The organism is Myceligenerans xiligouense, assembly GCF_003814695.1.
GTDB classification, from domain to species: domain Bacteria; phylum Actinomycetota; class Actinomycetes; order Actinomycetales; family Cellulomonadaceae; genus Myceligenerans; species Myceligenerans xiligouense.
On the sequence record NZ_RKQZ01000001.1, the window covers coordinates 4262426 to 4283795 of the forward strand.

The window sequence follows — 21370 nt, forward strand, 5'->3', positions numbered from 1 at the left end:
CTGTGATAGAAGAAGATCATCAATCAAACTTGTGGATATCTGACCGATACAGAGCTCGACTGCTGAGACGCCTTGGCGCAGCGCCGAGTCCCCAAGCATTGCTGGTTCTGCCATTTCTTCTGCCTCGCTACCTACATCCGCGACTCCGAAGATCCGAGTGGATACAGATCGGAACAGGGGTTCGAGCATATAGCAGGTCGCAGAAGCCATGTCGTAACCTTCAGTTGGCCCTCTAAGAGCAGTGTCCAGACAGATCCAGCAGTCCTGAACAGTGGTGCTCGCACCATCTTCGGACAGTTCCGACATCACCGCAGTCTCGATTGCCGAGATTACTCGCGGGGGAACCGAGTCCAATCTTCCGGAGGCGAAATCTGCCGGCTTGGCGAGAGCATCCTCGAAAACAGCATCTTCCGAGACTCTGTGCTGTGTTTGAAGCCAATCCCGCCGGCTATCCGCGAGGACGGCAGCCGCCGTAAGGAACAGACCCGACCTGGCCTCGCTTCGGCAATGCTCGGACATCCTGGGCCAACCGGTCCACGACGTCGCCAAGTGCGCTCATTGATCCACCTTTACTCCGCGCTCTGCCAATTGCAATGCGCAGTTGTGCTCGTCGGGCCCGCACGGGAACCGCTTGTACGCGCCGACCCGAACGAGGTCCGGCACCTCCTCTAGCAGCTCTTCTTCGGCATGGAACCCTTCACGACTCCGAACCCGTGTGATGCCCAGTCGATCCAACGCCGCCTTCTGACCCGTATCAAAGCCATTACTATTGCCCGCATAGAATGTACTCCGTCCACTACTGGCGCTGGTACCGCCAGAAACGGAAACAGTCGGCACTGGCGGACCCGTCACCTCGGGTGTAACCTGCGGCAACGCACGTCAGAACGACGAGAGTCGGCAACTGGCGTCCGACATCATGTTTCCTGATACCAGGAGTCGCCGCCGTCGGTCAGGGAGCGCCACAGATAATCTTCCAATCCGCCAGCTACCCATCGCCTGCTGTCGGATTCATGCTCCCACACGAAGATGTGGTTTCGCCCTCCCCGCATCACGAATGCAAACCGATCCCCGCCGCCATTGTCACCGAAGAATAGTAGTCCTTCGAACGGCAAATATAGATCTGCCATCGCCTGGTCCGTATACATCTTCACGTTCTCATCCGCGATACGGTTGGCGCTCCAAACATAGGGTGTGCCGTACCACGCAGTAACCTCACCGCACTCCATCAGGAGTGAGCTGAGGTCATCGGGCAAGGGAGAGCCCACTGCTCTCGCGGCAGCATCGATTTCGCGCTGAGCCGCAGGAGTACCGAAATCGGCATCATCGCAGATTCCTTCGATCAGATCTCGCCACATAGGAACACCTTGGCGGCCAAGACACCATCGCGCAAGCAGATTGCTTCGAACTTACTAATGGCGTACGCGGTCACGCGGTCACGCGGTCACGCGGTCACGCGGTCACGCGGTCACGCGGTCACGCGGTCACGCGGTCACGCGGTCACGTGCGACTCTCCCATCCAGCCGCTCGCGCGACGGTCATTCCAGCATCACGGATAGCTGGCTGAAGGTTCAGGATCTGCACGGCGAGCCTGCCATACTCCAGTCCGGCGTCACTAGCCGCCGTCAAACTCTCCCGATCGCTTTCGAGGCGCACCTTCTCCAACGACTCAAACGACTCGCCCGCGCGCTGGTGAATGTCCGGGCCTGGCGCGCCTTCCGCAATCAGGTCGTCGCAAGACTCCCAGAACTCAAGAACCAGGTCTACAAGGTCTGCGGAACGGTCTCCTGTGTAGGAAAAACCTGGCAGGCATGCAATGACAGCAACCTCGCCAGCAGAAGCAGTCAAGTACCGCGGGTCCTCTTCAGGTAGGTCGCGGGAGCGCAACGCGTAGAACTTGAACCACTGCGCATAGAGCCTTCGCTCAATCGGGCTTTCGCCGGTCGCGAGTACAGATACCCGCGTGAGCAACTTCGCACTCGCCGGGCTCGTGATTTCCACCACCGGCGCCATGCGAAGCACGGCGAGCCCCGCCATGAGGCCTGAGATGTCGTTACCCACGATACATCACCCTAAATCGCGTGTTTCCAGTCCGAGACCATCCGAATCCCGTGCCGAATAGCCCCTTTCGAAGTCCTTCTTTCACCGCTGCAGCCATACACGAAGGACAGATCCGTGTCGATGAGGCGATCTCGACAACCTTCCAATCCGTCCCGAGCGAATCGAAAATGGTTGCCTCGGCGTGCCCCTTTCCCGACTTGAAGTATTCGTCGCCACCGATCGGGTTCGAATCGCCGTCCCACCTCTTCGGAAGGTTCTTGCGGTTCGTCGACACCCACGTCTGATAGACGGTGTTACCGGCATCATCCGTTCCCTGAACCCTAGCAACGGCCACCGTCTTCTTGTATCCCGGGAGCGTCCCAGCCAGATCGTTGGCGCGCTTGAGGAGGAGGCTGCAGTTGTGGACGAGGACACTGGTGGCGTCCGCGTCGATGGTTCCGCCGACGACGCCCGTGGTTGGTGGGCCGCGGGCGGGGTCGGTGATGACATGGTAGGTGTGTAGGCCTGCGACGGTGAGGTTCCAGGCCGGTTCGAACGTCACGTCGTTCTCGATGCCTGCGATGGTGTGCAGGTCACCGTGGTCGTCCAGGACCTTGTCGCCCTGTTCGAGTTGGTCTGCTCGCTGAAATTCCTGGTCGGTGGCGTTCCAGAACGGGTGGTCTTCCGTGGTGCGGAGGGTCTGCCCATCCTCCAGACGCAAGGTGACCAGGACGTCGTCGTGTACGTGCGTGGCCTCGACCTCGCGGACGGCCTTCTCGTCGGTCTCGGGATCGGTCGCGATGACCTTGTCACCTGGCTTGATGTCCTCGATGGCCTTGATGCTGCCGTCGGCCATGAGCACGCCCGTGGCGCCGGCGAAGGAACATCCACCGCCTGCGCTGGCCACGCGTTGCCTGAGGCTGGAGACCGCCGAGCTGATGCGCTGCTTGGCGGCTTGTGCGGCGGCTGCTGCGGCGTTCTTGGCTGCGGCTGCCTTCTGCGCCACAGCTCGTGCCGTGGCGGCTGCTGCGGCGGAGACGCGGCTGGTCACCGCAGAACTCGCAGACCGGATCACGCCGGATGCCGCGGAGGTGATGGCTGGTGCTGCCCGGCCGATCACGGCTCCGGCACCGGCCCCGAGGAGTCCGCCTGCCGCGCCGAGTGCGGTGTCGGTGGCCAGGCTCTTCCAGGAGAACGGCTTCTTCTTCTGGACCTTGGTCTTCCACAGGTTGGTGACCGCGCCGCCCACGGCTCCGCCCGCGATGGCGCAGCCGACCGACCCGGCTCCTGCGGTCAAGGCCATACAGCCACCGAAGACGACTGCTCCTGCGACTGTGCCGACGATCTCGGCCTGGTACTTCTTGACGAACCCGCCCACCGCGCCAGCGGCCTTGGAGGCCCCGGACTTGATGCTGCTCCACCAGGACAGGCCGGAGGCGTCGGAGAACGTGACGGGGTTGTTGCCCGCGTACACGTAGGCGTTGAACTGGGCCGGGTTGGCGGCGTCCAGTTGCGGGTCGGTCGAGATGAACCGTCCGAGCGCGGCGTCGTAGTAGCGGGCACCGAGCAGCACCAGTCCTGTTGCAGTGTCCTCGATACCTCCCGCTGCGGCGAGGAAGCGTCTGTCCCCTGGTAGTCGGTCGTTCCCGGTCAGTGTCTCCCCGGTGTCGGGGTCGACGACGGCGGGGGTGCGGTCGGCGCCGAAGGGGTCGGTGTACAGGCGGGTGACGGCGTCCGGGGTCCAGTTCGTGTTCGGTACCGCGGCGATCGTGCTGCCCTGGTGGTCGGCCACCAGGGAGGTCACACCGCCCAGGCCCCGACCGTCGCGAACGGCGACCGTCTGTCCGGCGAACGTGTAGTACCGCAGTGCCCCTACGGTTCCGGCGCCATCGACACGGATCTCTTGGCCGCCCAGGAAGATCGTGGCCCCGGAGGCGTCGATGCGCACGAGCCGTTCGCCGCCCGGGGTGTACACGTACTCGGCTTCGCCGGCCTCGGTCGTGTTCTCGCCCTCGGTTCCCTCACCCGAGGTCGCCACGGTGGCGAGGTCACCGCCCGAGTTCCAGCCCATCAGCTGGCTGGTGGTGACCAGCCCATCTCCGTCGGTGTCGGCCTCGACCTGCTCGGGATCGGCAGGGTCGACCGGTTCGGACATGGTCCGCACGGTCTGGTTCCCGGCCGCGTCGTACTCGTACTCCCCCACGGTGACCTGCGCCGCGGAGCCGATGGTGCTCTCCGGGCCGGTCTGCTGGGTGACGTGGGTGACCTGGTGCGGGCCTGCTGCGCCGTGCTCGTAGGAGGTCTTGACGACCTCGTCGCCGTCGTCGATCACGTGCTGGACCAGTGAGGTGCGGTTCCCGGTCGCGTCGTACGTGTATTCGTTCCAGTACGGCGCGGCGGAGAAGCCCTGCCCGCCTACCTGGTTGGCGGTCACGTCGCCGATCGAGTCGGCACAGGTGCCACCGGCGTCGGTCCAGGCACCGATCAGGCGCCCGAGCCCGTCGTAGTCGAAGCACTGGTTGTCGTCGTTGGCGTGCGGGTCGCCGTTGGCCGCGTCTCCCAAGCCTGGGGTGTTGCGGATCGCGGTGATGTTCCCGGACGGGTCGTACTCGAAGTCCATGTCCACGTCACGCGCGTCGTACTGCTCGCGTGACAGCCCGATCCGGTCCAGACGTCCGGTGCCGTGCTCGTACCCGTAGGTGGCAACGGCGCCGTAGGTGGTGCCCAGGTCCATGGCCTGCGGGCGGCCCTCGGCGGTGAACTGTGAGTCGGCGACGTAGGTGCCCCAGCCGAATCCGCCGCCCATCCAGGTCGGCAGGCCGGCGTCGTCGTAGAACGTGGTCACGTGCTCCTTGCCGAGCACGGTCCCGGCGACCGAACCGTCCTCGGCCAGCTGCGACACCGGCGGCAGGACCTGCTGACGTACCGACCCGTCGATGCGGTACTCGGTGGTCGTGGTGAACTCCCGGCCCACCAGCCCGTTCAGCAGGTCCAGGCCGTCGGGCAGTACCACCGTGGACGACGTCGGCCGGTACGCGCCGTCGTATTCGTCCACACGGGTGGTGTACTCCAGCCCGTCGTGCACGGTCGTGGTCGAGGACGTCAGCCCTGCCAGCGCCGTACCGTCCGGACCCGGCGTGGTGTCGTACTCCCAGCGGGAGCGCACCTGTCCGGCCCCGTCGGTGGTCTGGGTGGGCCGGCCGAGCCGGTCGTAGGTGAACACCTGCGTGTTCGCGTCGATCACGGCCTGGGTGGCCCCGGCGTCGTTCCCGTTGCCGTTCACTGTGCGGGCGACGTTGCCTGCCCGGTCATAGGTCGTGGTGGTGGTTCCGGAGTCCGGGTCCGAGGCGCGCACCTGCCGGCCGCCCATGTCGAACCCGTAGGTCCACTGGTTGCCGCCCGGGCCGGTCATCGAGGTCATCTGCCCGAACCGGTCGTAGGTGTAGCTCGTCTTCTGGTAGGACGACGCCGGCACCGTGCGCGGGTCGAAGCCCGGCAGCGTCGAGGGCACGTACCAGTGGCCGTCCGCGGTATCCGAGTCCACGGTCGGGCGGGACTTGTGTTCCCACAGCGCGGTGGTGCGCCCGCGCGCGTCGGCCACGGTCGTGCGGGCGGTGCCGCCCTTCGGCGGGACCACGGTCGTGTACCTGCCGTCGTAGCGGGTCACGGTCCGCCACCGCTCGTACGAGTGGTTGTCCGGGTTGCCGACGTAGAAGATCTCATCCACCGGACGGCCGGCGCCGTCGTACGACCACACCGTGGCGGAGTCGGCGATCAGTTCCGGCTGCACCGGCGTGTCAGTGACGAGGCCGGTGGCGTACTGCGGGCTGGTCTGCTTCCACGTGCGACCGGCGGTGTCGTAGAACACCTGGGTGATCTGTCGACCCCGCGTCGCGGCGTCGTCGTCGCGCAGCTCACCGGTATCCAGTGCCTCGTCCTGCGTCTGGAACACGCGCATGAGCCCGTCGTAGAACTCCGCCGACGCACGCCGGACCGGCTGATCGTCCCGGTCCGCGCCGAGGGTACGGGTGAGCACCACGTTCAGACCGTTGGCGCGGGTGGTGTACTCGTACTCGACCGATGGGACCGACAGGCCCTCGTGCTGCGGGTAGACCACCTCGACGAGACGCCCGAGCGCGTCGTAGGTGCCGCGAGTGCTCTGCCCGTTGGTGTCCGTGGCGGCCTTCAACTGGCCCGTGACCGCGTTGTAGGTCGTCGTGGACGACATCGCCGTCTTCGGGCCTGTCCCGTCCGGGTCCGGCCCGGTCGCGACGATCTTCGTCGGGATCGTGCCGGTGGCCGGCGTGTATGCGGTGGTGGACGTCCGGCCCGCGACGTCCGTGGTGGAGGTGACTCGCCCGAGACTGTCGTAGGTGAACTCCTCGAACGTCACATAGCCCTCACCCGAGCCGTTGCCGAGGGAGCCCGTGGCACGGTCCAGGTCCGGGTCGATGCCTCGGGTGGCGGTCACCTGACCCTTGCCGTCATAGGTCGCGACCGTGTCGGACAGCACGTCTCCGGGCCGGGATACCGTGCCCGCTTCCACGTCCGCGCACGCCACGGCGAAGTTCTGGGTGCGCTCGACCAGCGCCACCATGTTCTTCGACTCGAGCGTGTCGGCGTGGGTACCGGTCCCTGCGTGGGCGTAGGAGATCTGCGAGCAGGTCTCATCCCCCGACGTGTCCAGGTCACCGGCGTCCTCGGTCTGCTTGACCTGCGCCTGCGCGTTCAACGTGGTCACGGACTTCGTACGGGTGGCGACGCTGCCGGCCGCGTCCATGGAGAACCCGTACGCCACGGTGCCGGTCAGGCGCGTGGCCTCCACGTCGTCGATCCCCGTGGCGACGGTCACCGGTGTCTTCGGCACGGTCACCGTGGTCGAGATCGCGTCCTGGCTGCTGTCACCGTTGTGATCGGTGACCTCCACGACCTGCCCGGCCAGGGCGTCGTGGTCGTTCACTGTGTACCGGTGCCCGGCAGGGCCGACGTCGAAGCTGGAGCCGTCCACGCCCCGCAGGTAGCGGGTGGTGGTGGAGCTTGCCTGGGATCCCTCACCTTCGGTGACCACGACCGTGCGGAACCCGCGGAACTCCGACCACGTGACGTCCTTGGGGTCGGTCAGGGGCCCGGTGGGCTTGACCCATTTCGCGCCGCCGTCGTACCGGTACCTGGTGACCAGGTCCTCGGACCCGGTCACGATCCCCCCGCCACCGGCGGTCGGTGAGGCGCCGGACTGGGTGACGCTGGTGACCACGTACTTGTAGAACCAGTCGATCGGGAGATCGTCGCCTCGCCATTCGACCGGGAAGCACAGGCGCGTGTTGTCCCGCTTGGCCGCGTCGGTGTCCGCGGGCACGTCTTCCGGAGCGCACTCGGTGCGGTAGTTCGCGTTGATCACTCCGCCGGACTCGGTGCGCACCCCCAGCACGCGCGGCCGGTACATCGGCGGCAGGCCATCGGTGTCCGTGTCGATACGGTTGGGCAGCAGGTCGAAGGCGAACACGACCTTGTTGTTCGACAGGTCATCGCCTGTATCGGTGGTGCCGCCGTGGCCGGTGTGCTGGATCGAGCGCAACCACAGCACCTTCCCACTGCCATCCCCGAGCGAACCGTCCCCGGGCGAGACGAAGGACTGGTTCAGCCGCCAGGAGTCCACCGGCTTGTACGAACTGCCGTCATGCACCCGCGTGGTCACCCGCGCCAACCGGTACAGGGTGTAGAAAGACGGCGAGATCGCATCGATCCCGCACTCCGACGCCGACTTGTAGCAGACCAGGTCACCAGGCACGTCCGGCCACGCGGACAGGTTCTGCTTGACCCGGCCCGCGTCACAGTTCACGCCCTGGCCCGGCACGCACCGGGTCGAGTGCTCCAGGTCCACGCGCACCGGCGCCGGGTCGTCGCCCTCGTTACCGGTCCGGGTGCCGTACAGGATCCGCTTGAGGAAACCGCCCGCCGTATAGGTGGAGGTCCCCTCGGACAGGTTGTGCCCGTACTTGCGCGTCTCGGTGGAGTAGACGTACGTCATCGTGCCGCCGGCCGGCTCGACCACGTGCTCCAGCATCCACCGGTAGGTCTGCCGGCACTTCGAGGCCGCGAACCCGCCATCGCCCGCCGCCTTGTAGCACGCCTCACCCGGGTGGTTGCCGTAGACAGGCATCGTCCACGATGAGCCCGTCTTCAACCCGTCCGAGGCCCGCTCCCCACGACCGAACGTGTACTTCGTCCCGTCGGACGTCGTGACCAGCCAGTACTCACCTTCCTCGTCGCCGTTGGACGCCCCGGTTTTCCGCTCGACCTTGGTGCCGTCGACCTTCTTCGGCCGCCAGGCCCCGCCACTGGTCTTGACCAGGTCCACGGCCTGCCCGTCCAGCACCATCGTCGCGTTGTCCAGACCAATACACATGTCCCCGGTGGTGTGTGACGCGTTGTTCGGCGTCTGCCCACCCTGGGCGTCCTGATCGTCCGCGCACGGGGCGAACTTCCGTTCGATGTAGGACTCGGTCAGCGACCAGCCCTCACCCACGGCCCCGGCCTGGTTGTTCGTCGACGCCACCCGGCCATCCGAAGCCGCCGAGGAGTACGACAGGCTCAACTGCGGGCCCGGTCCCTCCGCAGAGGGCATCGTGAGCGGATACGACCAGGTGAACGCACCCGTGCTGCCGGACACGCCCCACGACGCCGCAGGCGCCAGCGATGTCGCGCCCCAGTCACCGCCGCCACCCGACGCGTTCGCCGCGACCAGCAGAGTCGTCGCCTCCTGCTCGGACACCGCCATGGGCGCGGTCAGGGTCTTCGCGTCGACGTCGTTCGCCACGCCCTCGACCGGCTCGGTCTCACAGCTGCCCGACGCCAACTCCTGCGCGCCACAGCCCGAGACGTCGACCAACGTCAGCCGCGAGGCCCAGTCACCTCCCGGCAGCCCGCCATCAGCGGCGAGCTGCTCGTACGCCACGCGCACATCGACCACGCCATCCGCCGGAGCAACCTCCTCGGAACTGGTGGCCGCCTCGTCTCCCGCAGCCTGCTTCTTGCCGGTGGCCTTCTTACCGACCGCCGCCGCGTCGATGCGCACCAACAGACCCGGAGCGCCACCAGACTTTCCCGGCTCCACGCTTGCTGCCGCGACCCGGACCCCGCCTGCAGGCTCCCGCGTCTCGCTGCCCTGCGCAGCGTCTGCGCTGCTCTCGCCGGTCACGGTCACCTGGACACCGTCGACCTCCACGCGGGCGTCGCCGGCCGAGAGGTCCGCAGTCGTGGCGGCGACTCCGTCCTCCTGCGACGCCTCCTCCGCGGTGCCAGCCACCGCGCCCGGCGACGGCGTGGGTTCGCCGCCCGGTCCGGACTCGTCGAGTTCACCGGTCGGCGCGGTCGCGTCAAGCTTGCTGCCGGCATCGGCGAGTCCCGAGGCTGTCTGCGACATCGTGGACATCGAGGTCGTCTCCGCCGGAACGTCCTCGTCCGGTTCGGTCGAGCCTTCCTGACCCGGGTCGTCCGCCACCGGGGGCAACGTCTCGGCAGGAAGGTCCTCAGCAGGGGCCGACGGATCAGCGGTAGGCTCCCAGGCCGGCGCGGTCAGGTCCTGCGTCGCTGCCGGGTCCTGCGAGTCGAGTTGGGCGAGCACCTCCTCGAAGTTCTCGTTGCGTGCCTCCAGCGCGTCGACCTCGGCCGCCGCGGCCACCTCCAGCGCGACGATCTGCCCCACGGCCGGGGCGGCCGCAGCCGGGTCGACACCGACCAGCACTGTCACCGCCGCGGCCACCAGGCTCACGCCGGCCGTCGACCACCGACCACGTCCCGCACCGCGTCGCGCGTTGTCCTGCTGGCTCATCACTGCCCCAGATCCTGTCTTCCCGTGCGATGCCTGTCCGGCGCGCGATGCCCGCCGGCCCCGTGTGCTGCCTGACGTGCCTGCCGGTCGCTGACCGAAGGACACTTGCCCGTCGTCGTTCGCGGGCCCATGGTTCGCGGTCACGGGGTGACCTCCTGCCCGGAGTTGCCCTGTTCGGTCGGGTCGACGTCGTCCACCCCGCCGGCCATCTGGTTGGCCTCCGCGCCTTGACACAGGCGGCGGATCTTGGCCGCGGCCACGACCTCGCCGCGGAAGATGCGTACGTTGTCGATCTGGCCGTTCCAGTGATGGGTGTAGTTCCCGCCGCTCAGGCCTCGGCCGATCACGAACCGGCCCGACGCCTGGGGAAAGTCACCGACATACTCCGTGCTGTACAGCTTCGGCTCGGCCACGGCAGGCTCGGTGGGCGTCCCGATCTCACACACGTACAGGCGCACCGTGCCGTCGTCCTTGTCATACTCGCCCAGCAGGTGTACCCACTCGCCGATCTTCGCCGGCACCGTGGACCGGGCATGTAGCAAAGAGCTCGATTCCAGGTCCCGGTTGACCCCGAAGCCCCAGCACGGGTCGACATCCGGGCAGTAGCGCGGGTTGTAGCCGAGCCGGAACCCGTTGTACAGGGGAGCGTCCTGACTGATCGCGGTGTACCAGCCCGTGGGACTCGTGTCCTCGTCCAGCCGTACGTGTGCCGAGACCACGAACGAGTCCGTCGTGTCGATCACCGGAGCGTCCGACCACGCCACGTTCTCGTCCCGGGCCACCATGGCGTCGTCGTCATCACGCGCGCCGAACTCCGCGTGCGGGCCTGGAGCGAACTCCACACCCGAGGACGTCAGGTTCAGGTCGCCCGCCGGGGCGAACTCGTCACGATCGGCGTCATACACCGAAGTGTCCGCACCCCGGCTGTCCGGGTCGTCGAAAGTCCACACGCCGTCCTCACGAGCCGTCGCCACCCGGAACTCATACTCCGTACTGGCCGAATGCCCGGCCGCGTCCGCGACCTTCACGTACAGGAACTTGTCCCCCGCGCCCTGGGGCGTCGCGCATACCTGCGTCGTGCGCGTCGAATTCAACGTCACCTTCGTCAGGTTTGTGCGCGTCTGATAGCCCCACCACAGCGTGGTCGCGTCCGTGCTCGGCGAGTACAGCTCGAAGCACCCCGCCAGGCCGGCCCCACCCGCTTCCTTGTAGTCCTGGTAGTAGGCCTCCGCGTCAGGGTGGTCCCGCAGCGGCGTCACGACCGGCGGCTTCGGCGCGGTGTTGTCCACGACGAAGTAGCAAGCCTTGGTACTCGAGAACCCGATAGCGCGGCCAGCATTGTCCTTGATCTGCGCGCGCCATCGGTACGTCCTGCCCGACGTGAGTTCCTCACCTGCGGGAAGCTGGAGCGAGAACTCCGCGACCGGCTTCTTCCAGGACTGCCACCCCGAGCGGTAGACGTTGGCCCCCGACGCCACGTCCCACACGCCGAACTCCACCGTCACCGGGTTCTTGTCCGGATCGTCCGTCACGACACGCATCCTTGGCCGCAACCAGTTGGAGTAGACCGGGTCACTCGATGTGCCACACCCGATGTTCGAGGCGTCCACGATGGTGCGGTGCCCGTACGGCTTCTCCGGCGCCTGGTTGTACTCCACCTGGAACCGCGCGTCATACGCGTACCGCTTCCAGCCGCGCATGTCCGTCTCCGTCGCAGCCTTCAAACCCAGCGCCGCAGTCGAGTAGTCGCCGCTGGCGATCGTCTTGGCCACGCTCGTCGCGTCCCACTCCGTCGTATGAGTGCCCCCACACGACGAGTCGTAGTACGCGTCCGCCACCTGCGACACCTTCGACTTCCAGCCGCCATTGCCCACATGGTTCGACCAGGTCGTGCCCGAGGTCGGCTTGTCGATCTTCCACAACTCGACCGTCCACTTGTCACACGAGTACGAATGCGTCCCCTTGGCCCGGAACGTCGCACTGATGACATCAGACGAATCGACCCGGCCGACGTCACCCAACCCCGTGAACCACCACAACAGCCGCTGCACGTTCCCCGACCGAGAGCACACCGGCTCGATCGACACATCGCAGTAACCCATGCCCGCGGTCCCACTGAACTTCCAGGCACTGTTGCTCGACGGCCACGCCTGCTTGATGTTGGTCCACGCGTTCCGGTTACCCGACAACGGCGGGTCGATGAAAACAGGGAACGCCGTCGTCTCGGCAGTAAGCATGTCCAGGTCCGCCGACACCGACGCCGACAAGCCATCCTGGTCGACCTCGACATCCATCACCGACACCGCGTCACCCGGCATCGGCGCATCCACCCGCTCACCGGGCTCCTCCAGGCCCGCATTACCGGTCGAGTCAACTGGTGGTGCGGGCGAGGATTCCTCGGACCCGCTCTCATCCGCGAACGACGTCGTAGCCGAACCTGCTTCCTGCGCATCCACGGACGACCCGGTCGGCTCCAGGGAGGTCGCACCGGCCGCTCCCGCGTCCCCTCCAGCCCCCGAGTCCCACTGCAACGCCATGCCACCGGAGAACACCGGTGCCCCCGCCGAGTCAACGGCAAAGAACGTGCCCTCCACGGGCTCCGCCGACGTCTCGGACGCTTCGGCCGTCCCTGCCGAGGCGACAGACTTCATAGCGGCACCACTGTCACCGGAGGCACCGTCGTCGACCCCGGCGTCTTCGTCAGCGCCTGCTTCCAGAAGCGGCTCGTCCCAGTCCGCGGTCTCCTCATCCACCGGCTCGACGTCCGTCAACTCCAGACCGCCAAAAGCCTCCACCGTGAACGCCAGACCGTCCTGGCCCGTCACCGCCAGCAGACGGTCCGCCGCGGCCTGATCCGCCACCCGAATCACCGGTGTCACGCCCGTCCCGTCCGGATGAACACGCACCACCACATCCACACCCGTCAGTTCCCGGCCGGCATCATCCAGCGCCGGGTACACGACACGCGAGTCATCCGCCTCGTCGACCACCGGCGCACCCAGACCGAACGGCAGTCCCATAGCGACCCGCAGATCATCCCGGCCCAACGACACGAACTCGCCGCCCGAACTACCCTCGACCAGATCGATCTCGAACACCGGCGCCACCACTTCCGGCACACCGGTCACCTCATCAACCCGAATACTCGGATCCGTCTCCCGCCACGAACCATCGACAGCCGTCCGCACCGCACCCGCAGACGCGTCCGCCAGCACCGTTCCCCGCGGAGTCGCCCACGACGTGTCGTACTCCGTCCGCAACGCCTCGATCTCGATGTCCTTCCCGCACAACACCGCCAACTCGAACGCCAGCTCCGCCGTTCGCGCAGAATCCACATCACACCGACCGGCATCACCCGACAGCGCCGCGACGATCTCATCCCGCTCGACCACAGCCCACGCCGCCCCCGCCCCCGCCACCAGCGACCCAGCCGTCACCGCAGCAACCACCGACCTGCTCCGCGACGCAGTCACCGCGCCATAGGCAGCAGAAACACCACCCACGACAGCCGCCAGAACACCAGCACCACGGCCAGCACCTCGTACCGAACCAACCGACACCCTGAGCCTCCAGCAGCCGAAGAAACTTTGACGAAGGCCACCACCGACAACATCTTGATGAGACCCAGGGAAGGAAGTTTCCAGACGAAAACGACCTGTATGGGTGAATATTTCATGACTAAGTTCATCAGAGCCCTCGCAACCGAGTGCGAGACAATGGACCCTCGTGACCCACCCCGCCGAGCCTCTCGATCTCGCCCTCTTCGACGTGCCGCCCGGCACCCGCCACCCGCGCACGAGGATCGTGCTGCTCACCGGCCCGTCGGGCTCCGGCAAGTCCTCGTTGACGCGCCGCGTCGGCATACCCGTCGTCGAGCTCGACGATTTCTACCTCGACGTCGACCACCCGGGCCTGCCGCACGCGTTCGGCATCGTCGACTGGGACGACCCGGCGTCCTGGGACGGGACCGCCGCCCTCGCCGCGCTCCGCGAGATCGCGACCACCGGCCGCGCGGAACTCCCCGTCTACGACATCCCGACGTCGCGCCGCACCGGCACGCACATCTTCGACGCCGGTGGCGCGCCGCTCGTCATCGCGGAGGGCATCTTCGCGGCGGAACTCGTCGCCGCCTGCCGCGCCGAGGGCATCCTGGCGGACGCGATCTGCCTGGCCAGGCCCCGGATCGTGACGTTCTGGTTCCGGCTGCTGCGCGATGTCGCCGAGTCCCGCAAGCCGCTGACGACCCTGCTGCGCCGGGGCGCCGCGCTCTACCGGGACGAACCCCGGCTGGTGGGACGCTGGACGAGGCTGGGCTGTCGCCCGGTCGGCCGCACACGGGCCGAGGCGTCCTTGCGGAATCTCGCCCGCACCATTTCCTAGAAGAAGTCATGCGCACGTAACACCAGCGCCACACGTCTCTCATCAACTCGCCTCACCCTGTGAGGAGGTCGCACGGTGACCGAAGTCGCCACGTGCCGGAACGGCACTAAAGCGGCACGGCCACCAGGCGGCCTCCTAGAGACGGAGGTGGTGTCTGTGATCCAGCGCAACGGACTGCGCGTGCTCTCGCTCTACGAGGGCTTCTTCAGTGGTGGTGCCCGGGTACTGCACTCCACGGTCGTGACCGGTCTGCACCAGGGGGGCCGGCAGCAGCACTCGGTGCTGAGCCTGCACCACGAGGTCAAGCGGGAGTCGACGCTTCAGCGCATGGAGGACGATCCGCGCTACCGCGCGCTTCGCGCCGCCGGCGTGCGTATCACCTCACTGGGCCGCAGCACGGAGGTGGAACACGATCCCCGCGGCTTCACCGACGCGGAGATGACGGCGGCCGCACGCCAGGCCAAGGGGGCCGACGTGATCCTGTCGCTCAAGGAGCAGCCTCTGCGACTGGTGAACCAGCCGGCTTTCCCGAACCGGCCGGTGGTCGCGTGCCTACACCGGTCCGACCCGGAGCACCAGGGTCATGCGCTCGACGACCTGCTCACGGCGGCGAACCTCGGCAAGCTCGCCGCCGTGGTGTGCTGCGCGGAGTCCACCCGGGACGCGTACCGGGCGGCGGGGGTGCCGGGGGAACTGCTCCGCGTGGTGCCGAACGGGATCAACCTGGTCCGGTTCCGTCCGGTACGCGGTGCCCGGCGCCTGGCCCTGCGGGGCTCGCTGGGGATCGCGCCCGACAGCACCGCCGTCGTCTACGCGGCCCGCTACGACGCGATGAAGAACCCGGAACTGTTCCTGCGGTCCGCCCGGGAGTTCCTCGACCTGGACAGGTCCGGCCAGGTCCTGATGTGCGGCGCGGGGATGGACGGTGCGAACCCGGACCTCGCCGACGACCTCGAACGGATCCTCGGCGACCGCCCCGACCTGCGCGGGCGCGTGCAGCTCCTCGGGGTCCGGCACGACATGGAGCTCCTGTACGCGGCGGCCGACGTCGTCGCCCTGACCTCCGCGTTCGGCGAGGCCGCTCCGCTGTGCCTCATCGAGGGGGCGATGTGCGGGGCGGTGCCCGTGACGACGCCGGTGGGGGACGCGCCCTCCATCGTCGCCGGGATCGGGTTCGTCACCTCGTACGAACCCACGGAGATCGCGGAGACCTGGATCGAGGCGTCCGCGCGCCGGGAGTCCTTGCAGGCCGCGCGGGACGCCGTGCGGCCGCGGTTCAGCCACGTCCGCATGATCGCGGGCTACAACCAGGTGATCGAACGGGCGCGGCGGGAGACCGGCGCGCGCCTGACACACGTCTGACCTGACCGTCCCCTCCCGACCAACTCCACCCCCGACCCCAAAGCTCACAGATCCCGAACCCCAACCCCACACCCACCCGGCTGCCGAACCGCAGGACGACCGGCCGCCGAACCGCAGGACCACCGACTGCCGAACCGCAGGACCACCGGCTGCCGAACCGCAGGATGAATCGTGCCAATTCCTCATTGGCACGATTCATCCTGCGGTTCGGCAGCAGTGGGTGGCACGTGAGTGCGGTTCGGCAGGAGTGGGTGGGAGGGGGGTGCGGTTCGGGGCAGGTGCGGCGCGGGTTCGGCGCGGGTGCGGCATGCCCGCGACCGTCGTCGGGCACTTTGGGGCAGGATGAGCACATGTCCGACGGCCCTGTCACGCTCAGCCGCGTCGCCCGCGAAGCGGGCGTGTCGCTGGCCACCGCCTCCCGCGCGATCAACGGGAGTGCCACCCGCACCGTTCGTCCCGAGCTGCGTGACCGCGTCCTGGCGGCCGCGGACCGCCTGGGCTATGTGCCCGATCCGAGTGCTCAGGCCATGGCGCGTGGCCGGACCGCAGCCCTCGGCCTCGTGGTGCACGACATCGCCGACCCGTACTTCTCGGCGATCGCCTCAGGCGTCACCCGCGCCGCCGAGGCCGAGGGGCTGATCGTCACGCTCGCGTCCACCGAGCTGCGACCGGAGCGGGAGCGGGCCTTCGTCGAACTGGTCCGCCGGCAGCGCGGACGTGCCGTGATCCTCGCCGGGAGCAGGATGCTGCCCGACGCCGGAGCAGACGCACCCGGGCCCGACGCCGGAGCAGGCGCACCCTCGCCCGACGCCGAAGCGGGAGCGCCCTCGCCCGGCGCCGATGCCGGTGCACCCGCGCCCGACGACGTCGCGGGCGCCTCCTCGACCAACGGCGCCCACGCCTCCGCGCCCGAGGGCGCGAGCACACCCGCGCCCGGCGTCGTCGGCACCCCGGCGGACGAGACCGCCACGCCGGACGCCGGTACCACCCGAGCAGAGACTCCCACCGCGGTGGCCCCCACCGCGATCTCCCTGGACCTCGAGGGCGCCCTGACCGCCTTCCGCGAGTCCGGCGGCGGGGTCGCCACGATCGGGCAGGCCATCGGGAGCCTTCCGGTCGTGAAGATCGACAACTCGGGCGGCGCGGCGGCCCTCGCACGGGAACTGCACGGGCTCGGGTACCGGCGGTTCGGGATCCTCTCCGGTCCGGCGGGCCTGCGCACCGCCGCGGACCGGACGGCCGGCTTCCGCGACGTGCTCGCCTCGCTGGGCAGCGCGGTGCGTGACGACGACGTGGTACCCGGCGAGTTCACGCGCGACGGCGGGCATGCCGCGATGACAGAGCTGATCGCCCGATCCGGGAGACCGGCCGACACGGTGCCCGGCGGCCAGGACGCCGGCGCCGGCCTGCCCGAACTCGTCTTCGCCGTCAACGATGTGATGGCCGTGGGTGCGATCGCCGCGGTACGCGACGCCGGCTTGCGCGTGCCCGACGACGTCGCGGTGGCCGGCTTCGACGACATTCCCACCCTGCGGGACGTGACCCCGGCGCTGACCACGGTGCATATCGCCCTGGAGCGGATCGGTGAGGCCGCGACCCGGCTCGCGCTCGGCGAACCGACCGGTCTGGAGCCGGAGCTCGACGCCGACGCCGAGACGACCGAGGGCCTGGAGGCCACCGCACCCGGCTCGGTCACGGTCCACGGCGAGGTCATCCTCCGCGCCTCCACCCCCCGCCGCAAGAACTAACCCCACCCGCCCCTCCGCTCAACGCCCCGAGCCCTCGCGCGACCACGCCATTTCGCCCCGTGGACGCGCTCCCATGCCCACAAATGGCGTGTTCGCCGCCGGAAGCGTGGCGGGCGGAGGCGTGACGGCGGCTCCGGTGGCGGCCAGGCGCCTTTGGTGACGGCCACGCACCTCCGGTGTCGGGCGGGCGGCGGCGTGCGCTACGCTTGGGAAAGCGCATTCCAAGCCATCCCGCAAGCAAGCGACCGGGCCCACCCCGGCGAGCACGACGAAGGAGTCCCCATGACCCGCACCCTGCGTATCGCCATGAACGGCGTGACCGGCCGCATGGGCTACCGCCAGCACCTGCTGCGCTCGATCCTGCCGATCCGTGAGCAGGGTGGCGTCACCCTCGCCGACGGCTCGCGCGTCCAGGTCGAGCCCGTCCTGGTGGGCCGCAACGCCGAGAAGCTCAAGGAGCTCGCCGCCCGGCACGACGTCGCGCACTGGACCACGGACCTCGACGCCGCCATCGGCGAGGCCGACGTCGTGTTCGACGCCGCGATGACCAACCTCCGCCCCGCCACGCTGGCCAAGGCGATGCGACAGGGCAAGCACGTCTTCACGGAGAAGCCCACCGCGGAGACGCTGGAGGAGGCCATCGAGCTCGCCCGCCTGCGCGAGGAGACCGGCGTGACGGTCGGCGTCGTGCACGACAAGCTCTACCTGCCCGGCCTCGTCAAGCTCCGCCGCCTCGTGGAGGAGGGCTTCTTCGGCCGCATCCTGTCGATGCGCGGCGAGTTCGGCTACTGGGTCTTCGAGGGCGACATCCAGCCGGCCCAGCGCCCGTCGTGGAACTACCGCCGCGAGGACGGCGGCTCCATGACCACCGACATGTACTGCCACTGGAACTACGTCATGGAGGGCATCGTCGGCCAGGTCCGGTCCGTCACCTCCAAGACCGCCACGCACATCCCCACCCGCTGGGACGAGCACGGCAAGGAGTACACCGCCACCGCCGACGACGCCGCCTACGGCATCTTCGAGCTCGAGACCCCGGGCGGCGACGACGTGATCGCCCAGATCAACTCCTCCTGGGCCGTGCGCGTCTACCGCGACGAGCTGGTCGAGTTCCAGATCGACGGCACCCACGGCTCCGCCGTCGCCGGGCTGAACAAGTGCGTCGCGCAGCAGCGTGCCCACACGCCCAAGCCGGTCTGGAACCCGGACCTGCCGGTCACGGAGTCGTTCCGCGACCAGTGGATGGAGGTGCCGGCCAACGCCGAGCTGGACAACGGCTTCAAGGCGCAGTGGGAGGAGTTCCTGCGCGACGCCGTCGCCGGGCGCCCGCACCGTTTCGACCTCCTGTCCGCGGCCCGCGGGGTGCAGCTCGCGGAGCTGGGCCTGCAGTCGTCCGCCGAGGGCCGCCGCATCGAGATCCCGGAGATCACGCTGTGACACCTCGCGCCGCCAGGCGTTGCGGTCGGTCCGCTGTCGGGGACGGTCGGTCGGATGTCGAGAAGCCGGTCCCCCGAGGGGCCGACCGCATGGACAACGGACCGACCGCTCGACGTCGGACCGACCGCGCCCTCCGTCTCGACGTACAGCAGAAAGGACTCCTGTGAGCACCACGAAGATCACCCTCCCCGTGTTCGACGACGCCGGGGCGCCGTCGGGGACCGAGGTCCTCGACCTCGGGACCCCCGGCCCCTGGACCCTCCCCGACAAGCCCCTGACCAGCCGTGTCGCGTTCGCGGCGGCGCACGTCGTGCCGCACGCCGGTGCCGCGAACGTGCCCGGTGAGCCGGCGTCGGTCGACTGGGACAGCACGCTCGCCTACCGCCACCGCATCTGGTCGTACGGCCTCGGCGTGGCCGACGCGATGGACACCGCCCAGCGCGGCATGGGCCTGGACTGGGCGGCGACGCGGGAGCTGGTGCGCCGGTCCGCCGCCGAGGCCGCGACGTTCCGTTCGACGTCGGTCGCCGGGCACCCGGCACGCATCGCGTGCGGCGCGGGTACGGACCAGCTCTCGCCCGAGACCGTCGCCGGGCTGGAGCCGGGCGACGCCGGGCTTGCGGCCGTCGTGGACGCGTACCGCGAGCAGGTGCATGTCGTGCAGGACGCCGGCGCGCAGGTCATCGTGATGGCGTCGCGGGCCCTGGCGCGTGTCGCCCGCGGCCCGGAGGACTACGCGCGGGTGTACGACGCCGTCCTCGCGGAGGCCGATCAGCCCGTCGTGCTGCACTGGCTCGGCACGATGTTCGACCCGGCGCTGGAGGGCTACTGGGGTTCGACGTCGGTCACCGCCGCCACGGACGTCTTCCTGGACGTCATCAAGGCGCACCAGGCGAGGATCGACGGCGTGAAGGTGTCGCTGCTCGACGCGGAGCACGAGGTCGGGCTGCGGCGCGCCCTCGCGGCGCTGGAGCCGGTCGCGATGCGGGCGGGGTTCGGCGTGACGGCCGACGCCGACGGATCGGACGGCCGCGAGACACACGGCCGGACCGGCGACCGCCTCGCCCGCCCCCGCCTCTACACCGGCGACGACTTCAACTACCCCGAGCTCATCACCGGCGACGGCCAGGGACACTCCGACGCCCTGCTGGGCATCTTCGCGGCGATCTACCCGGCCGCATCCACCGCGCTCCAGGCCTTCGACGCCGCGGCCGCGGGTGAGCCCGGCGCGGCGCGGCGCGGGCACGAGATCCTCGCCGCCACGGAGGCTCTCGGCCGGAAGATCTTCGAGGCGCCGACGTACTACTACAAGACGGGGGTCGCGTTCCTGTCCTGGCTGAACGGCTTCCAGCCCGCGTTCTCGCTGGTGGGTGGGCTGCACGCGGGCCGGTCGGTGCCACACCTGGTGGAGCTGTTCCGGCTGGCCGACGGCTGCGGCATGCTCCTCGACCCGGAGCTCGCCGGAGGCCGGATGCGCGCGTTCCTCACAGTGAATGGGGTGGACGCATGAGCGAGAACACGACCGGCGAAGCCCCGGCAGACGGTGCCACGGCTGCCGAAGGAGCCGGTGCTCCCGCGGCGCCGTCGTCCCCCACCTTCCCGACCGGCCCGCACCGGGCCTCGCTGAACACCGCGACCGTCAAGCACGCCACGCTCGCCGAGGCGTGCGAGGCCGCGGCGGCGGCCGGCTTCGGTGCCGTCGGCCCGTGGCGCGATCGCGTCCAGGAGGTGGGTGCCGCCGAGGCGGCGAAGATCATCGCGGACGCCGGCCTCGTGGCGTCGTCGCTCTGCCGGGGCGGTTTCCTCACCGCACGGGACGACGCCGGTATCGCCGCCGCGCTCGACGAGAACAAGCGGGCCTTCGAGGAGGCCGCGACGATCGGGGCGCCGGAGCTGATCTTCGTGGTCGGTGGCCTTCCCGCGATGTCGGCCCCGGGAGCCGGGCCACGTCCGGACGCCGAGCCGGCGGACCGGGACCTGGTCGCCACCCGCGCACGGGTCGCCGACCGGCTCGCGGACCTCGCACCGATCGCCCGCGAGCACGGGGTGCGGATCGTGCTGGAGCCGCTGCACCCGATCTTCGCGGCGGACCGGGCCGTGATCTCCACGCTCGGGCAGGCCCTGGACCTGGCGGCACCGTTCGCGCCCGAGGAGGTCGGCGTCGTCGTCGACACCTACCACGTGTGGTGGGACCCGGCGCTGCGCGAGCAGGTCGCGCGCGCGGGCCGGGAACGGCGGATCGCGTCGTACCAGGTGTGCGACTGGATCCTGCCGCTCGCGCCGGAGCCGCTGAACTCCCGCGGGCACGTGGGCGACGGGTACATCGACTTCGCCACCGTCTCCCGCTGGGTGCGCGACGCCGGCTACACGGGCTTCGTCGAGACCGAGATCTTCAACGAGGAGATCTGGGCGGCCCCGCCCGCGGAGACGGCGGCCACGGTCCTGTCCCGCTACGAGCAGTACGTGGCCCCGCACCTCACCGGCGCGCCGCACCCCGGCCGCTGACGGCCGGGACGACACCGACACCGGCAGCGGCGCGATCGACGCCGGTGTCGTGTCCGGTTCGTCCAATGGG

10 protein-coding genes are annotated in these 21370 nt (G+C 69.0%); 6 read left to right on the forward strand and 4 right to left on the reverse strand.

Annotation, left to right across the window (positions count from 1 at the left end; genetic code table 11):
* Positions 1-914: 914 nt before the first annotated feature.
* From EDD34_RS18655 to EDD34_RS18670, 4 genes are all read right to left on the reverse strand, one after another.
* Positions 915-1355 (reverse strand): SMI1/KNR4 family protein, encoded by a 441-nt coding sequence (locus EDD34_RS18655; RefSeq protein ID WP_123815900.1) that lies wholly within the window; start codon positions 1353-1355, stop codon positions 915-917.
* Between the two features lie 142 nt (positions 1356-1497).
* A complete protein-coding gene (locus EDD34_RS18660; protein ID WP_123815901.1) occupies positions 1498-2058 on the reverse strand; it encodes a hypothetical protein in 561 nt (186 codons plus the stop codon).
* Positions 2051-9868 carry a polymorphic toxin-type HINT domain-containing protein gene (locus EDD34_RS18665; RefSeq protein ID WP_123815902.1) on the reverse strand — a complete coding sequence of 2606 codons (7818 nt, stop codon included), beginning with the start codon at positions 9866-9868 and terminating at the stop codon, positions 2051-2053. The genes EDD34_RS18660 and EDD34_RS18665 overlap by 8 nt, the downstream gene beginning before the upstream one ends.
* A gap of 140 nt (positions 9869-10008) precedes the next feature.
* Complete coding sequence (locus EDD34_RS18670; protein ID WP_123815903.1) at positions 10009-13683, reverse strand: LamG-like jellyroll fold domain-containing protein; 3675 nt, start codon at positions 13681-13683, stop codon at positions 10009-10011.
* Between EDD34_RS18670 and EDD34_RS18675 the strand changes: the two genes are divergently transcribed.
* The 6 genes from EDD34_RS18675 (at position 13673) to EDD34_RS18700 (ending at position 21300) form a co-directional block, all read left to right on the forward strand.
* Positions 13673-14248 (forward strand): uridine kinase family protein, encoded by a 576-nt coding sequence (locus EDD34_RS18675; RefSeq protein WP_246012562.1) that lies wholly within the window; start codon positions 13673-13675, stop codon positions 14246-14248. The genes EDD34_RS18670 and EDD34_RS18675 overlap by 11 nt on opposite strands.
* 156 nt (positions 14249-14404) lie before the next feature.
* Positions 14405-15610, forward strand: a complete 1206-nt coding sequence (locus EDD34_RS18680; protein WP_211341634.1) for a glycosyltransferase — start codon at positions 14405-14407, stop codon at positions 15608-15610.
* 350 nt (positions 15611-15960) lie between these two features.
* Positions 15961-17358: a LacI family DNA-binding transcriptional regulator gene (locus tag EDD34_RS18685; RefSeq protein ID WP_123815905.1), complete on the forward strand. Its 1398-nt coding sequence runs from the start codon at positions 15961-15963 to the stop codon at positions 17356-17358.
* A 282-nt stretch (positions 17359-17640) separates the two neighbouring features.
* Positions 17641-18795: a Gfo/Idh/MocA family protein gene (locus tag EDD34_RS18690; RefSeq protein ID WP_123815906.1), complete on the forward strand. Its 1155-nt coding sequence runs from the start codon at positions 17641-17643 to the stop codon at positions 18793-18795.
* Positions 18796-18958: 163 nt separating this feature from the next.
* The gene (locus EDD34_RS18695; RefSeq protein ID WP_123815907.1) at positions 18959-20305 is read left to right on the forward strand and encodes a dihydrodipicolinate synthase family protein; all 1347 of its coding nucleotides are present in this window, start codon (positions 18959-18961) and stop codon (positions 20303-20305) included.
* Positions 20302-21300: a sugar phosphate isomerase/epimerase family protein gene (locus EDD34_RS18700; protein ID WP_123815908.1), complete on the forward strand. Its 999-nt coding sequence runs from the start codon at positions 20302-20304 to the stop codon at positions 21298-21300. Before EDD34_RS18695 ends, EDD34_RS18700 begins: the two co-directional genes overlap by 4 nt.
* The last annotated feature ends 70 nt before the right edge of the window (positions 21301-21370 follow it).

Coding starts and splice junctions, on each gene's coding strand:
- EDD34_RS18690 (WP_123815906.1), top strand. CDS start 17,641: ATGACCCGCACCCTGCGTATCGCCATGAACGGCGTGACCGGCCGCATG.
- EDD34_RS18700 (WP_123815908.1), top strand. CDS start 20,302: ATGAGCGAGAACACGACCGGCGAAGCCCCGGCAGACGGTGCCACGGCT.
- EDD34_RS18665 (WP_123815902.1), bottom strand. CDS start 9,868: ATGAGCCAGCAGGACAACGCGCGACGCGGTGCGGGACGTGGTCGGTGG.
- EDD34_RS18655 (WP_123815900.1), bottom strand. CDS start 1,355: ATGTGGCGAGATCTGATCGAAGGAATCTGCGATGATGCCGATTTCGGT.
- EDD34_RS18685 (WP_123815905.1), top strand. CDS start 15,961: ATGTCCGACGGCCCTGTCACGCTCAGCCGCGTCGCCCGCGAAGCGGGC.